Origin of the sequence: Vibrio fortis (assembly GCF_024347475.1) — a bacterium.
Classification (GTDB): Bacteria; Pseudomonadota; Gammaproteobacteria; order Enterobacterales; family Vibrionaceae; genus Vibrio; species Vibrio fortis.
Genome location: NZ_AP025487.1, coordinates 2194823 through 2210137, shown reverse-complemented (window position 1 = coordinate 2210137; position 15315 = coordinate 2194823). Strand labels below are relative to the sequence as shown.

Genomic DNA, 15315 nt, shown 5'->3' with positions numbered 1-15315 from the left:
ATTATTACCAACTATAATTTAGGGTAAATGCTTATAGGCAGATACTCAACAAGAGTTATTTTGAGGGTCTGGTGCGGTTTTTTTGCCGTTAAGGTTCGTTTTTTTGGCAACAGAACTAGATTCACACACAATTATTAAGTATTTTATACGCAGCTACTACGTGTGCCCCAGTGTACCGTAGTTGCCATAACTCCGAGCTCTTACATGCTAAGTCGCACAGTGGTATTTTGCTGTATTGATAAGCGTTAAGAGCCAGTGACATGTTGTCACAAGGGCTTAATTGGAAATGATTATGCCTCCCGTGTTTGGAAAGGTGTTCCGTGGCGCAACAATTCGAAGATAGATTCCATCGCAAGTTTTATTACTTGCGCTTGTCAGTTACAGACGTATGTAACTTTAAATGTACGTATTGCTTACCTGATGGCTATAAGCCTTCGGGGCAGAAAAACTCGTCTTTTCTCAGTGTTCCCGAGATCAAACGCATTGTAAGAGCGTTTGCTGATTGTGGTACCTCCAAGATTCGTATTACTGGTGGCGAGCCAAGCCTACGCAAAGATTTCACTGAAATTATCGATACAGTAGCCAGCACTCCGGGTATTCAAAAAGTTGCGACTACCACTAACGGTTATCGCATGGAAAAGCAGGTTGCACAGTGGCGTGAAGCAGGTCTAACGAATATTAACGTCAGTGTTGATAGCTTAGACTCGCGCATGTTCCATCAAATCACAGGTGAGAATAAGTTCACCGAGGTGATGCGTGGTATCGATAAAGCGTTCGAAGTCGGTTATGAGCAGATCAAAGTTAATGTTGTGTTGATGAAAGATCTCAATAGCCAAGAGCTGCCTTCATTTCTTAACTGGATCAAAGATAAGCCTATCCAATTGCGGTTTATCGAGTTGATGCAAACCGGTGAAATGGATGACTTGTTCGATAAACACCATGTATCTGGCGTTGCTATCAGAAATCATTTGATTGCAAACGGCTGGCTGCTGAAAGTCAAAGCGGTTAATGACGGCCCTGCGCAGGTCTTTGTTCACCCAGACTACAAGGGTGAAATTGGTTTGATCATGCCTTATGAGAAAGACTTCTGTGAAAGCTGTAATCGTCTGCGTGTATCTGCGACAGGTAAGCTTCACTTGTGTCTCTTTGGAGATCACGGTGTTGAGCTACGCGATTTTCTCCAGCAAGACGAACAAGAAGATGCGCTTATCGCACGTATTCAGGCTGAGCTACAAACCAAGTCAGTGAGTCACTTCCTCCATGATGGCAACAGCGGTATGACTCCGCACCTTGCCTCTATTGGCGGCTAAGCTCCCACATCAACAATATTTAATCACCTAGCTTAGGCAAGCTGGGTGAATCAGTATAATCATTGAAATAGACAGAATAGGTGAACAAATGGGTCACGCAGAGAGTAAATTCCAACCTGCAAACATCGCAGTACTAACCGTTTCAGATACTCGTACAGAAGAAAATGATACATCGGGTCGTTACCTAGCTGAGCATGCTCAAGAAGCAGGTCACAACGTGGTTGATAAGCAGATTGTTATTGATGATATGTACAAGATCCGTGCAATCGTTTCAAAGTGGATTGCAGACGAAACAGTACAAGCAATTATGATCACTGGTGGTACAGGGTTTACTTCTCGTGATAGCACTCCAGAAGCACTGAAGCCACTTTTCGACAAAGAAGTGGAAGGTTTTGGTGAGCTATTCCGTCAGGTTTCTTACGAAGAGATCGGCACATCTACGATTCAATCACGTGCGATTGCTGGTTTTGCAAACCACACTGTTATTTTTGCAATGCCAGGTTCGACGGGTGCTTGCCGTACAGGTTGGACAAAAATCATCAAGCAACAACTTGATGCTAGCCACCGCCCATGTAACTTCATGCCACACCTTTCTGTATAGGTAGGTGGTTATGAGTCAATTTACTCACATTAACGCTTCTGGCGAAGCAAACATGGTCGATGTATCGGCAAAAGCCGAGACTGTGCGTGAAGCACGTGCAGAAGCTTTCGTTCATATGGCTCCTGAAACGCTAGAGTTGATCATGTCAGGCAGTCACCATAAAGGTGATGTGTTTGCTACAGCTCGAATTGCTGGTATCCAAGCTGCGAAGAAGACTTGGGATCTGATTCCACTTTGTCATCCGTTACTATTGTCTAAGGTTGAGGTTCAACTAGAACCTATCGTTGAAGAGAATAAGGTACGCATCGAGTCAGTTTGTAAACTAGCGGGTAAAACGGGTGTTGAGATGGAAGCGCTGACAGCGGCTTCTGTCGCGGCTCTAACCATTTACGATATGTGTAAAGCGGTACAAAAAGATATGGTAATCGAACAGGTACGTCTTTTAGAAAAAACGGGTGGCAAATCAGGCCACTTTAAGGCGGAATAATGATTACAGTTCTTTTCTTTGCGCAAACACGTGAACTCGTTGGTGTCGATAGTGTAGAAGTAGACGCAAGTTTTACTACCATCGAAGCCATTCGTAGCCATCTTGTGAAGCAAGAAGGTAAGTGGGACATCGCTCTGGAAGAGGGCAAGCTGTTAGCTGCGTTGAATCAATCGATTGTTCCATTGACCACTGAAGTTAAAGATGGTGATGAAGTGGCATTCTTCCCGCCGGTAACGGGAGGCTAGAGATGGACTCACGAGTATTGGTGACAGCTGAGGACTTTTCAGTTGCTGACGAATACGACTTTCTGTCGCAAGGTACATCAGCGGGCGCAGTCGTTACTTTTGTCGGTAAAGTTCGTGATATGAACTTAGGGGATAACGTAATTGGCTTGTCCCTAGAACATTACCCAGGTATGACCGAAAAGTCGTTAAGCGAGATTTGTGATCAAGCGGAAGCGCGTTGGCCTATTCAAAAAATGCGTGTTATTCACCGAGTAGGTGACCTTGATATTGGCGATCAGATTGTATACGTCGGTGTGTCTAGTGCTCACCGTGGTGCTGCATTTGAAGCGTGTGAATTTGTTATGGATTACCTAAAAACAAAGGCACCGTTTTGGAAGAAAGAGCGTACAACTGAAGCAACTCGTTGGGTAGAATCTCGAGATTCAGACGCGAAAGCAGCCGAGCGTTGGCAGAAATAAACGCCTATTTTGATGATATAAAACCGACTCTTTGAGTCGGTTTTTTTATACCTGAAGAACAAATAACCAAGTAATGCGTAGAGTTTTTGTGAATAAATACGCATATAAAGTGATTAAAACAATTTGTTACACCAATATAATGCACTAAGCAGCCATTTGTTCTGTTTTTGATAGAGTGATAATCCTCACAATTAACGTAAGCAACTTAGGGGATATGTGATGCCCTATTAGATTTCATGTGGCAATAATGTTAATTTGTCAGGGTTGTTCTAGCATAAGATGCTAAAAATAAGTATCAAAACAGATATATCAACATTTACGGCTGACTTTTAATAATACATCGTATTTAAATAGCTATAAATTACGTTTTTATTAGAGTTTATCGCTAATTCATTGAGTATTTCGGAGAATTATCCGATTTTTTGCCAGTTCTTTATGGCAAATTACTTCAATGATTGATAGTGTGTGCCGCAATCTTTGTAAGGTTTTAGGTTTTTATGCTCAAAAATTGAGCTAAATAAATCTAAATCACTAACCGTTCAGTGAACCAAGCAAAGAAGTCATGGATGCAATACAAAAACTTGGAGTTTATGCATGTACAAGAATAAAATCACTCAGGCCCTTCTTCTAGGTGCTGGTCTGGCAGTGGCTGCCACTTCTACTACATCAATCGCTGCTGACGTTCCAGCGGGTACAAAATTGGCAAAAGTTCAGGAACTCGTTCGTGGTAACGGTACTGAAGTTGCAACAATCGACCCACACAAATCTCAAGGTGTACCAGAGTCTCACGTAATTCGTGATCTACTAGAAGGTCTAGTGAATCAAGATGCGGACGGTAACACTATTCCTGGCGTAGCGAAAAGCTGGGAAACATCTGACAACAAAACTTTCACTTTCCACCTACGCGACGACGCAAAATGGTCTAACGGCGACCCAGTAACTGCTGGCGACTTCGTATACAGCTTCCAGCGTGCGGTAGATCCAGCAACAGCATCACCATACTCTTGGTACATGGAGTACACGAAGATGGTGAACGCGAAAGACATCATTGCTGGTAAGAAAGATAAGAGCGAACTAGGCGTTAAAGCACTAGACGATAAGACTCTTGTTGTTGAGCTAGAAACAGCAGTACCATACTTCGTAATGATGACTGGCCACACAACAATGAAGCCAGTACACCAAGCAACAGTTGAGAAGTTTGGTGATCAATGGACTAAACCAGAAAACTTCGTAGGTAACGGCGCATTTAAAGTAAACAACTGGGTTGTGAACGAGCGTCTAGAAATGGTTCGTAACACAAACTACTGGGACAACGACAAAACTGTTCTAAACAAAGTTACTTTCCTACCGATCGAAAACCAAGTAGCGGAAATGAACCGTTTCCTATCTGGTGAGATCCACTTCACTTCAACGCTGCCAACTGAGCACTTCAAGCGTCTGAAGAAAGAACATGCAGATTCAGTATCTGTTGAAGGCAGTCTGTGTACTTACTACTACTCTTTCAACACTAAGAAAGAACCATTCAACGACGTACGTGTTCGTAAGGCGATCTCTTACGCTATCGACCGCGACATCGTATCGGGTGCTATCCTTGGTCAAGGCCAAAAGCCAGCTTACTTCCTAACACCTGAAATTACAGCGAATTTCGATCCAGAAATGGCTGCATACGGTGAGCTATCTCAGAAAGAGCGTAACGCAGAAGCTGCACGTCTTCTTGAAGAAGCAGGCTACGGTAAGAGCAACCCTCTAGAATTTACTCTTCTATACAACACCAACGAAAACCACAAGAAGATTGCGGTAGCGCTTGGTTCTATGTGGAAGAAGACTCTAGGTCTTAAAGTAACTCTTGAGAACCAAGAGTGGAAAACATACCTAGATTCTAAAGATCAAGGTGACTTCGAAGTTGCACGTGCTGGTTGGTGTGGTGACTACAACGAAGCATCTTCATTCCTAACTCTAATGGTAAGTGCGAACACTACAGGTGGTCAGCACTGGGGCAACGCAGAATACGATGCTCTTATCGACAAAGCACTGAAATCTACTTCTGAAGAAGAGCGTAAAGCTATCTACCTAGAAGCAGAGAAGATGATGGCTGACGATATGCCAATCGCACCGATTTACCAATACGTGCGTTCACGTCTACTTTCTCCGCAAGTTGGTGGTTTCCCAGCTGAAAACGCGGAAGAGAAAATCTTCTCTAAAGACCTCTACATCAAAGCTCAGTAATCTGCGCTTCGATTCTAGAAAGTTAATATAAAAATATAACGATATAGACACTACATGCGCAGGGCGCGCATGTAGGGTCTTTCTAATTTTAATTGTCACAGACTGAAAGAGTGAGTTTATGCTTAAATTCATTATGAAAAGGATATTTGAAGCGATCCCAACAATGTTGGTGTTGATCACTATATCTTTCTTTCTTATGCGTTTCGCACCGGGTAACCCGTTTTCAAGCGAGCGTCCATTACCGCCAGAAGTTATGGCGAACATCGAAGCTAAATACGGTTTAGATAAACCAGTATTTGAGCAATACACAACATACTTAACGAATATCCTACAAGGCGACTTCGGTCCTTCGTTCAAGTACCAAGATTACACAGTAAATGAGCTGATCGCAGTAGCACTACCTGTGTCTGCAAAGGTTGGTTTCGTTGCCTTTATCTTTACGCTGATAATGGGGGTATCGGTCGGAACCATTGCCGCCTTGAAGCACAATACCTGGATCGACTACACCATAATGTCGACCGCCATGCTCGGGGTTGTAATGCCATCCTTCGTACTGGCACCCGCTCTAATTTACCTATTCTCGCTCCACTGGAACATCTTCCCAGCAGGTGGCTGGCATGGTGGTACCTTTATTTACATCGTCCTACCTGTAATCGCAATGTCGCTTCTTTACGTTGCAACGTTTGCTCGTATTACCCGTGGTAGCATGATCGAAACTCTTAACAGTAACTTTATCCGTACCGCTCGTGCTAAGGGTCTAAGCTACCGTTACATCATTCTAAAACATGCACTTAAGCCTGCAATGTTGCCTGTTGTTTCGTACATGGGTCCAGCATTCGTAGGTATCATCACAGGTTCGGTGGTTGTTGAAACCATCTTCGGCCTACCAGGTATCGGTAAGCTGTTCGTGAACGCTGCGTTTAACCGTGACTACTCGTTAGTAATGGGTGTAACCATTTTGATTGGTTTCCTATTCATCTTATTCAACGCAATTGTTGATATTTTGCTAGCGGTTATTGACCCGAAAATTCGCTACTAACAGGGACGCATGGACATGTTGAAGAAAAAAGAAAATTTAGAAGCGATCGAAAAGTTCTCTGAGAACTTAGAAATTGAAGGTCGTAGTTTGTGGCAAGATGCGCGTATTCGTTTTATGCGTAACAAAGCTGCAATGGTGAGCTTGTTTATTCTGACACTGATGGTATTGGCGGTTATCTTCCTACCAATGCTGGCTCAATACACTTATGACGATACTGACTGGTACGCAATGCACGTTGGTCCAAATGCTGACCACTGGTTTGGTACTGATAGCTTAGGTCGTGACCTTTACGTACGTACTCTTATCGGTGGCCGTATCTCACTTATGGTAGGTGTGATGGGTGCCTTCGTAGCGGTATTGATTGGTACGCTTTACGGTGCAGCTTCAGGCTTCATCGGTGGTCGTACTGACCGAGTGATGATGCGTATCCTTGAGATCTTGTACGCGGTTCCATTCATGTTCCTAGTTATCGTACTAGTAACGTTCTTTGGTCGTAATATTGTACTTATCTTCGTCGCGATCGGTGCGATTGCTTGGCTTGATATGGCGCGTATTGTACGTGGTCAAACGTTGAGCCTACGTAGTAAGGAGTTCATTGAAGCTGCTCACGTATGTGGTGTAAGCAAATGGAAGATCATTACACGTCACATCGTTCCAAACGTATTGGGTATTGTAGCCGTTTACTCAACTCTACTTATCCCAAGTATGATCCTGACGGAATCATTCCTATCTTTCCTTGGTCTTGGTGTTCAAGAGCCTATGACAAGCTGGGGCGCATTGCTTCAAGAAGGTTCGCAGACAATGGAAGTTGCTATCTGGCAACTGGCATTCCCTGCAGCATTCATGGTAGTTACGCTGTTCTGCTTTAACTATGTAGGTGATGGCCTGCGCGACGCGCTTGATCCAAAAGACAGATAAAAACTAAATAGCAAATAAAAATATAAAAGCTATAAAAGATTAAGGAAGCAATGATGAGCTTATTAGATGTCAAAGACCTGCGCGTCGAATTTACCACTCAAGATGGTATCGTAACCGCAGTAAATGACTTGAACTTCTCACTTAACCAAGGCGAAACGCTGGGTATCGTAGGTGAGTCAGGTTCAGGTAAATCACAGACTGTATTTTCTATCATGGGACTGCTGGCGAAAAACGGCATCATCTCTGGTAGCGCAAAATTCGAAGGTAAAGAGATCCTTAACCTTCCAGAAAAAGAGCTGAACAAGGTTCGTGCTGAACAGATCGCGATGATCTTCCAAGATCCAATGACCTCGCTTAACCCTTACATGAAGGTGAGCGATCAGTTAATGGAAGTCCTAATGCTTCACAAAGGCTTGGGCAAAGCAGAAGCATTCGAAGAATCTGTACGCATGCTTGAAGCTGTTAAGATTCCAGAAGCGCGCAAGCGTATCACCATGTACCCACACGAATTTTCTGGCGGTATGCGTCAGCGTGTAATGATTGCAATGGCACTACTTTGTCGTCCTAAGCTGCTTATCGCCGATGAACCAACCACCGCATTGGATGTAACTATTCAAGCGCAGATCATGGAGCTGCTGAACGAACTTAAAGATGAGTTCAACACAGCAATCATCATGATTACCCACGACTTGGGTGTGGTAGCGGGTTCTTGTGACAAAGTACTTGTGATGTACGCAGGTCGTACAATGGAATACGGTACAGTAGATGAAATCTTCTACAACCCAAGCCACCCATATGCAGAAGGTCTGTTGAAAGCAATCCCTCGTCTTGATACTGAAGGTGAGATTCTTCCGACTATTCCAGGCAACCCGCCAAACTTACTTCGTCTACCGCCAGGCTGTCCGTACCAAGACCGCTGTCACCGTGTGATGGACCGTTGTAAGCAAGAAGCACCGATTCTGACACCATTCGGAAATGACCGTCAGCGTGCATGTTTTTCTGATTGGGAGGCTTGGAAAAAATGAGTGTAGATAAGCAGTTACTATTAGACATTAAAGATCTTAAGGTTCACTTTAGCATCGCGGCTAAGTCAGCATGGCCTTGGGCTAAGCCTTCTAACCTGAAAGCGGTTGACGGCGTTGACATCCACCTTTACGAAGGTGAAACGCTGGGCGTAGTAGGTGAGTCGGGTTGTGGTAAGTCAACATTCGCTCGTGCAATCATCGGTTTGGTGGAAGCAACAGACGGTGAAGTGATGTGGTTAGGTCAAGACCTAACGAAAATGGAAGAGATTCAACGTCGTGAAACTCGTAAAGAGATTCAGATGATTTTCCAAGATCCACTAGCATCACTTAACCCACGTATGTCGGTTGGTGACATCATTGCTGAGCCACTAGAGACTTTCTATCCAGAGCTTTCAAAGCAGGAAGTGAAAGATCGCGTTAAAGAGATGATGGCGAAAGTAGGTCTACTACCAAACGTAATCAACCGTTACCCACACGAGTTCTCAGGTGGTCAGTGTCAACGTATCGGTATTGCACGTGCGCTTATCTTGAAACCTAAGATGATCATCTGTGACGAACCAGTTTCGGCACTTGACGTATCTATCCAAGCTCAAGTAGTTAACCTTCTGAAAGAGCTACAAAAAGAGTTAGGTCTTTCGTTGGTATTTATCGCGCACGACTTGTCAGTGGTTAAGCACATCTCTGACCGTGTATTGGTAATGTACCTGGGTAATGCGGTTGAGTTAGGTGAATCGGATGCGCTGTTCTCTGATCCTAAGCACCCATACACCAAGGCGTTGATGTCTGCAGTTCCAATTCCGGATCCTCGTATTGAGCGCAGTAAAACTATCCAGATGTTGGAAGGTGATCTACCGTCACCAATCAACCCTCCATCAGGTTGTGTGTTCCGTACTCGTTGTCCTCAAGCGACAGAAGCTTGTGCTGAGACTAAACCAAAGATTCAAGGCAACGATGTTCACGCAGTATCTTGTCTTCATGTTCAGGTATAGCGGAATCTAATTCAGCCTGTGACAGGCTTAAGCGTGGCTGGTCAAACAGTCACGCTTTTTTTATGCCTGACGCTTATTCAAATAATTCGAACAACTAAGCCAACTTCTTCTAGTTTTGAAAAAGTTGGCTTTTTTTATACTAGTTGTGATTGGTATATAAAAGTTTGAATATGAAGGGGGTCAAAATGGGTAAGTTAATTCAAGGCGAGTGGCACGACGTTTGGTACGATACGAAATCGAGCAATGGTAAATTCGTGCGAGAGGATGCAGGCTTTCGTAGTTGGGTAGAGAACCGTGCAGATGCACCGTTTCAACCTGAAAGCGGACGTTACCACCTGTATGTTTCGCTAGCTTGTCCTTGGGCTCATAGAACACTTATCTTTCGAGCGCTTAAAGGCCTAACTGAGCATATCGATGTTACTGTGGTGTGCCCAGATATGATGAGCGAAGGCTGGCAAATGGGGCTACCTGAACCGCTATTTGGCCATACCCGTTTACACCAAATCTATACACAAGCTAAGCCGGACTATACAGGTCGTGTTACGGTTCCTGTATTGTGGGATAAGAAAACCAACACCATTGTGAGTAACGAATCATCTGAGATCATTCGTATGTTCAACTCCGCATTTAACGATTTAACGGGAAATAGCGACGATTACTACCCACCAGCGCTGCGCCATACGATTGATGAGTGGAACGACTTCATCTATCCGAATATCAACAATGGTGTTTATCGTTGCGGTTTTGCAACCACTCAAGAGGCTTATGAAGAAGCGTATGAGGGGCTATTTAATGCGCTAGATAAAGTGGATGCACACTTAGCAAAGAACCGTTATTTGGCTGGAGATACAATTACAGAAGCAGATTGGCGCTTGTTTACCACTTTAGTTCGCTTTGATGCGGTGTATGTTGGACACTTCAAGTGTAATAAAAAACGTATTGCCGATTACCCACATTTGAATGGTTATATGAAAGAGCTATACCAAGTGAAGGGTATTAAAGAGACGACGGATTTCTACCATATTAAACGTCACTATTACTACAGCCATACTGGTATTAACCCAACTCAAGTTGTGCCTAAAGGGCCTGAATTAGATTTAGACTCAGCACACGGCCGCGATCGCTAGACCGCAAAAATCCTATTCCTTCCCATCTCTTTGGCTTTATAGAGTATCTTGTCTGTGCTCTTTAAAGCCTTATCGAGTTGATATTGAGTGCACTGGTTAGGAAGCTCAATCAACCCACCACTGATCGTGACTTTGAGTTTTTGCTGATCATTAAAAATCGTTAGTTGTTCAATACTCGTTCTTAGCCTTTCGCTATCATTTAACGCTTGTTGGAAGTCGTCTGTGCAGAAGATGACACAAAACTCTTCTCCGCCGATCCGGTAAGTTTTGCTGCTAGGGATTACGGCTTTGATCTCAGCCACAATAGCTTGTAACACTTTGTCGCCAGCGCTGTGCCCATAAGTATCATTAATGCGCTTAAACCAATCCAAATCGAAATGAAGTAGGTGGCTCTTCGCGCAGCAATGTAGTTTGTTGGCAACATCTTGTTGTAAAGCGAGGCGATTAAATGCTTTGGTGAGTGCGTCGGTTCTTGCTAACTCTTCTAATCTTTGTTGAACCCCAATTCTGACCGTTTCGTGGTTGTAAGCAATCGCCCATATCATGGTGTAAGGAATAACAAAGTTGATAAAGGCAAAAGGATAAACATCGTCATTAAACAGGTTTGGGAAATAAATGGCTGTTGTCACTGCGAGCATTGAAAATGTTGCGATGGTACCAAACATTCGATTAAAAACGAGCTGATACAAAGCTGGGAGTACGTATACCCACATAACGATCGCCGAGTTTGTTCTCGTATGGTAAAAGCCATAAATCAGGCCAACAGTGATGAGAAATGCAACCAGAGTAGGTTGCCATGTTAGCCCTTGTTTTCTCTGGACTTTAAAATAGATTTGAAAAAAAACTAATGAAATCAGAACCTCTAGAGTGCCAAGAATATAGTTCTTGGTGAGAAAGAAGTTGGTAGAGGCGACGATGAGTATAAACAGACCGAGGAGGATACTGACATTTTTTAGAACGCGATCTCGGATAGTCGATACTTTAGTAAACTCTGCTGTCATTTATTCTGCCTGCTAAACTCAATTTATTAATTCGTATTTCATACCATATTTTGACATAAAAAAAGCCCATGCATCAACATGGGCTTATAGATAATTGCGCTTATATTGCTGAGCGAAATTCGTAACTAAATTAGTTAACGACCTTTTCTTCAGCTTGAGCAGCTTGGTCTGCTTGGATAGCCGTTAGAGCTACTGTGTAAACGATATCGTCTACTAGAGCGCCACGAGACAAGTCATTTACTGGCTTGCGCATACCTTGAAGCATTGGACCGATAGATACTAGATCTGCTGAACGTTGTACCGCTTTGTAAGTCGTGTTACCTGTGTTTAGATCAGGGAATACGAATACTGTCGCTTTACCTGCTACTGGAGAGTTTGGCGCTTTAGAAGCAGCAACGTTTTCCATGATAGCCGCGTCGTACTGTAGAGGACCGTCGATCACTAGATCTGGACGCTTCTCTTGAGCAAGTTTGGTTGCTTCACGTACTTTATCTACGTCTGCACCCTTACCAGATTCACCAGTAGAGTAAGAGATCATAGCAACGCGTGGTTCGATACCAAATGCCGCTGCAGAGTCAGCAGATTGGATAGCGATTTCAGCAAGCTGTTCAGCTGTTGGATCTGGGTTGATCGCACAGTCACCGTAAACCAGTACTTGGTCAGGTAGCAGCATGAAGAATACAGAAGATACGATAGACGCATCAGGTGCAGTCTTGATGATTTGGAACGGAGGAACGATAGTGTTCGCTGTAGTGTGAACAGCACCAGAAACTAGGCCGTCAACTTCGTCGTTCTCAAGCATCATTGTGCCTAGGAATACAGAATCTTGTAGCTTCTCACGAGCAACAACTTCAGTCATGCCTTTCGCGCCACGCAGTTCAACTAGACGAGCAACGTAGTTTTCACGTACTTCGTCAGAGTTGATGATCTTAACGCCAGCACCTAGCTCAACGCCTTGCTGCGCTGCAACACGCTTGATCTCTTCTGGGTTACCTAGAAGTACACATTCCGCGATACCGCGCTCAGCACAGATAGCCGCAGCTTTCACTGTACGAGGTTCGTCACCTTCAGGAAGTACGATACGCTTAGCCGCTTTACGAGCGAATTCAGTTAGCTGGTAACGGAATGCTGGTGGGCTTAGACGACGAGACTTCTGAGTACCTTCAGTCATAGACTCGATCCAGTTGCCATCGATGTGACCCGCAACGTGTTCATTGATGAACTCGATACGCTCTTTATCGTCAGCTGGAACTTCTAGGCTGAAGCTTTGTAGGTTTAGAGACGTCTGCCAAGTGTTACCTTGAGCTTTGAAGATTGGTAGACCGCTTTCTAGAGCTGGCTTGATTAGCTCTTCGATTTCTGCAGGGATATCGTAGCCGCCAGTTAGAAGAACTGCACCGATCTCAACGCCGTTCATTGCTGCAAGTGCTGCTGCAACGATAACGTCAGGACGGTCAGCCGAAGTTACTAGTAGTGAACCCGGCTTGAAGTGCTCAATCATGTGAGGCAGTGAACGCGCACAGAACGTGATGCTCTTGATACGACGAGTGTTCAGTTCACCTTCGTTGATGATTTCAGCGTTTAGGTGAGAAGCCATGTCTGCAGCACGAGTAGCAATTAGCTCGATGCTCCAAGGCACACAACCTAGTACACGGATAGGAGAAGTGTTGAAGATCTCCATTACTTTTAGTTCGCTTTGCTGAGCGCTGTCTGAATCGTCAAAGATTTCAGAAAGGTCAGGGCGAGTACGACCCGCTTCATCAACTGGCGCGTTAAGCTTGTTGATGATAACACCAGAGATGTTTTTGTTCTTAGTGCCGCCGAAGTTAGAACATGCTACTTCGATGCGCTCTTTAAGTTGAGCTGGGTTGTCAGTACCCGGAGTTGCAACTAGTACAATCTCTGCACCTAGTGTTGCAGCGATTTCTGCGTTCACTTGGTTAGCGAATGGGTGCTTACGAGTTGGTACTAGACCTTCGATAAGTGTTACGTCAGCATCTTTGTTGATCTGGTTGTAACGCTCAACAACAGTTTCTAGTAGCTCGTCCATGTTGTCGTTACCGATTAGGCTTTCAGCAACAGACATCGCTAGAGGTTGACCGATCTTAACATCGCTGTTTGTGCCAACGATAGTTGACGTTAGATCAGGTTGGTCACCACCAGAGCGTGGTTGAGAGATTGGTTTGTAGAAAGAAACCTTAACGCCTTTGCGCTCCATTGCGCGAAGAACACCCATGCTTGCGCTAGTTAGACCAACACCAGCACTTGTAGGGATAAGCATAATAGTACGAGACATTCGTATGAGTACCTTTAGCTATTGGATTAAAAAAAGCTCAACTTCATATTCCTATTGAAGGGTAGGAATAGGAATAGAAGCTGAGCCCCATTTTTGTATCAAAATACCGCTAGCCCAGGTGAGCTAGCGGTATAAATCTTGATTAAAGACCTGCTAGACGTGCAGTGTCTTCAGCGATTACTAGCTCTTCGTTAGTAGAGATAACCATCGCAGGGATGCGGCTGTCAGCAGTAGTGATAACACCTTCACCACCGAAGCGAGCTTTTAGGTTAGCTTCGCCGTCAACTTCGATACCGAAGATGCCTAGGCGGTTAAGTACTAGTTCACGGATTGGAGCGCCGTTCTCACCGATACCACCAGTGAATACGATAGCGTCTAGACGACCATCTAGAGTCGCAGTGTAACCAGCGATGTATTTCGCTAGACGGTGACACATTACGTCCATTGCGCGAGTTGCAGCTTCTTCTTTACCGTAGTTGTCTTCAACGAAACGACAGTCTGGAGAAACAGCAGTTAGACCAGCAAGACCAGACTCTTTAGTTAGCATGTTGTTGATTTCTTCAACAGAGTAACCTAGAGAATCGTGTAGGTGGAAGATGATCGCAGGGTCGATGTCACCACAACGTGTACCCATTACTAGACCTTCAAGAGGAGTAAGACCCATAGAAGTGTCTACAGATTTACCGTTCTTGATTGCACAAACAGATGCACCGTTACCTAGGTGACAGTTGATGATGTTTACTTCGTCAGCTGGCTTGCCTAGTTGCTCTGCTACTTCGCGAGCGATGAATAGGTGAGAAGTACCGTGCATGCCGTAACGACGGATGCCGTGCTCTTCGTACAGTTTGTACGGTAGAGCGTATAGGTAAGACTCTTGAGGCATTGTTTGGTGGAATGCAGTATCAAATACAGCAGACATTGGTAGGCCAGGGAATGACTTTTGAGCAGCCTTGATACCGATGATAGCAGCTGGGTTGTGAAGAGGTGCTAGAGCAGCACAGTCTTCGATACCTTTCAGTACATCGTCAGTGATTAGTGCAGACTGAGTGAACTTCTCGCCGCCGTGTACAACACGGTGACCAACTGCTGCTAGGTTTTCAGCAAGTTCTGGCTTAGAAGCAAGAATAGTTTCTACCATGAACGCTAGCGCTTCTTCGTGAGCTGCGCCATTACCTAGCTGAGCTTCGTGTTTGCCGTCAAGTTTCCACTTGATGCGAGCTTCAGGAAGGTGCAGACACTCTGCAAGACCTGTTAGGTGCTCGTCACCGTTTTCTGCGTCAACAACAGCGAATTTAAGAGAAGAACTACCGCAGTTTAAAACTAAAACTAGCTTAGACATGAATGACTACCTGTAAATTTGTCTGATAAAATCAGTTAAGGGTGAAAATCAATCACAAGAATAGACGAAGCACACAAGCTTGCGTACTAATCTTGGTCAAAAAAACATTAATTTCCGTATAAGTGAATGTCGCCTTTCGTCATAAAAGGGACAGGTGCAATCCTTGCAGAGGTCGTCACAAAGTTGCTTAAATTGTAAATAAGGGCAACAATGAGATTGAGGTCTGCAAATAATAGCGATATTGTGCAAATATA

14 protein-coding genes and 1 riboswitch are annotated in these 15315 nt (G+C 44.3%); of the genes, 11 read left to right on the top strand and 3 right to left on the bottom strand.

Annotated elements, in window-relative coordinates; all coding sequences use genetic code 11:
- The first annotated feature begins 178 nt into the window (after positions 1-178).
- Positions 179-332: riboswitch (molybdenum cofactor riboswitch) on the top strand.
- The 11 genes from moaA to OCV50_RS09485 all read left to right on the top strand — a co-directional run bounded on the left by moaA (position 321) and on the right by OCV50_RS09485 (position 10425).
- Positions 321-1310 (top strand): GTP 3',8-cyclase MoaA, encoded by a 990-nt coding sequence (gene moaA, locus OCV50_RS09535; RefSeq protein WP_261902899.1) that lies wholly within the window; start codon positions 321-323, stop codon positions 1308-1310. Its footprint overlaps the riboswitch before it by 12 nt.
- Before the next feature lie 88 nt (positions 1311-1398).
- Positions 1399-1911, top strand: a complete 513-nt coding sequence (gene moaB, locus OCV50_RS09530; RefSeq protein ID WP_239841456.1) for a molybdenum cofactor biosynthesis protein B — start codon at positions 1399-1401, stop codon at positions 1909-1911.
- Between the two features lie 10 nt (positions 1912-1921).
- Entirely contained in the window at positions 1922-2398 is a 477-nt protein-coding gene (gene moaC, locus OCV50_RS09525) for a cyclic pyranopterin monophosphate synthase MoaC (RefSeq protein WP_239841457.1), read from the top strand.
- Positions 2398-2643, top strand: coding sequence for a molybdopterin synthase sulfur carrier subunit (gene moaD, locus OCV50_RS09520; protein WP_239841458.1), 246 nt, complete (start codon positions 2398-2400; stop codon positions 2641-2643). The genes moaC and moaD overlap by 1 nt, the downstream gene beginning before the upstream one ends.
- A 2-nt stretch (positions 2644-2645) precedes the next feature.
- Positions 2646-3101 (top strand): molybdopterin synthase catalytic subunit MoaE, encoded by a 456-nt coding sequence (moaE, locus tag OCV50_RS09515; protein WP_261902898.1) that lies wholly within the window; start codon positions 2646-2648, stop codon positions 3099-3101.
- A gap of 594 nt (positions 3102-3695) precedes the next feature.
- A complete protein-coding gene (locus tag OCV50_RS09510) occupies positions 3696-5327 on the top strand; it encodes an ABC transporter substrate-binding protein (RefSeq protein WP_032552007.1) in 1632 nt (543 codons plus the stop codon).
- Between the two features lie 118 nt (positions 5328-5445).
- Complete coding sequence (gene oppB / locus OCV50_RS09505; protein WP_239841460.1) at positions 5446-6366, top strand: oligopeptide ABC transporter permease OppB; 921 nt, start codon at positions 5446-5448, stop codon at positions 6364-6366.
- A gap of 15 nt (positions 6367-6381) precedes the next feature.
- A complete protein-coding gene (gene oppC, locus OCV50_RS09500; protein WP_032552009.1) occupies positions 6382-7284 on the top strand; it encodes an oligopeptide ABC transporter permease OppC in 903 nt (300 codons plus the stop codon).
- Between the two features lie 53 nt (positions 7285-7337).
- Positions 7338-8309: an ABC transporter ATP-binding protein gene (gene oppD / locus OCV50_RS09495; protein ID WP_261902897.1), complete on the top strand. Its 972-nt coding sequence runs from the start codon at positions 7338-7340 to the stop codon at positions 8307-8309.
- A complete protein-coding gene (gene oppF / locus OCV50_RS09490) occupies positions 8306-9298 on the top strand; it encodes a murein tripeptide/oligopeptide ABC transporter ATP binding protein OppF (protein ID WP_275665674.1) in 993 nt (330 codons plus the stop codon). The genes oppD and oppF overlap by 4 nt, the downstream gene beginning before the upstream one ends.
- A gap of 185 nt (positions 9299-9483) precedes the next feature.
- The gene (locus tag OCV50_RS09485) at positions 9484-10425 is read left to right on the top strand and encodes a glutathione S-transferase family protein (RefSeq protein WP_261902896.1); all 942 of its coding nucleotides are present in this window, start codon (positions 9484-9486) and stop codon (positions 10423-10425) included.
- Here OCV50_RS09485 and OCV50_RS09480 read toward each other — a convergent pair.
- The 3 genes from OCV50_RS09480 to OCV50_RS09470 form a co-directional block, all read right to left on the bottom strand.
- Positions 10422-11426 carry a GGDEF domain-containing protein gene (locus OCV50_RS09480; protein ID WP_261902895.1) on the bottom strand — a complete coding sequence of 335 codons (1005 nt, stop codon included), beginning with the start codon at positions 11424-11426 and terminating at the stop codon, positions 10422-10424. The two genes, OCV50_RS09485 and OCV50_RS09480, sit on opposite strands and share 4 nt — an antisense overlap.
- A gap of 130 nt (positions 11427-11556) precedes the next feature.
- Positions 11557-13722 carry a phosphate acetyltransferase gene (gene pta, locus OCV50_RS09475; RefSeq protein WP_261902894.1) on the bottom strand — a complete coding sequence of 722 codons (2166 nt, stop codon included), beginning with the start codon at positions 13720-13722 and terminating at the stop codon, positions 11557-11559.
- A gap of 142 nt (positions 13723-13864) precedes the next feature.
- Entirely contained in the window at positions 13865-15061 is a 1197-nt protein-coding gene (locus OCV50_RS09470) for an acetate kinase (RefSeq protein WP_239841463.1), read from the bottom strand.
- Positions 15062-15315 lie beyond the last annotated feature (254 nt).

Coding starts and splice junctions, on each gene's coding strand:
- moaE (WP_261902898.1), top strand. CDS start 2,646: ATGGACTCACGAGTATTGGTGACAGCTGAGGACTTTTCAGTTGCTGAC.
- OCV50_RS09485 (WP_261902896.1), top strand. CDS start 9,484: ATGGGTAAGTTAATTCAAGGCGAGTGGCACGACGTTTGGTACGATACG.
- OCV50_RS09470 (WP_239841463.1), bottom strand. CDS start 15,061: ATGTCTAAGCTAGTTTTAGTTTTAAACTGCGGTAGTTCTTCTCTTAAA.
- moaD (WP_239841458.1), top strand. CDS start 2,398: ATGATTACAGTTCTTTTCTTTGCGCAAACACGTGAACTCGTTGGTGTC.
- oppD (WP_261902897.1), top strand. CDS start 7,338: ATGAGCTTATTAGATGTCAAAGACCTGCGCGTCGAATTTACCACTCAA.
- moaB (WP_239841456.1), top strand. CDS start 1,399: ATGGGTCACGCAGAGAGTAAATTCCAACCTGCAAACATCGCAGTACTA.
- pta (WP_261902894.1), bottom strand. CDS start 13,722: ATGTCTCGTACTATTATGCTTATCCCTACAAGTGCTGGTGTTGGTCTA.
- oppB (WP_239841460.1), top strand. CDS start 5,446: ATGCTTAAATTCATTATGAAAAGGATATTTGAAGCGATCCCAACAATG.
- oppF (WP_275665674.1), top strand. CDS start 8,306: ATGAGTGTAGATAAGCAGTTACTATTAGACATTAAAGATCTTAAGGTT.
- oppC (WP_032552009.1), top strand. CDS start 6,382: ATGTTGAAGAAAAAAGAAAATTTAGAAGCGATCGAAAAGTTCTCTGAG.
- OCV50_RS09510 (WP_032552007.1), top strand. CDS start 3,696: ATGTACAAGAATAAAATCACTCAGGCCCTTCTTCTAGGTGCTGGTCTG.
- moaC (WP_239841457.1), top strand. CDS start 1,922: ATGAGTCAATTTACTCACATTAACGCTTCTGGCGAAGCAAACATGGTC.
- OCV50_RS09480 (WP_261902895.1), bottom strand. CDS start 11,426: ATGACAGCAGAGTTTACTAAAGTATCGACTATCCGAGATCGCGTTCTA.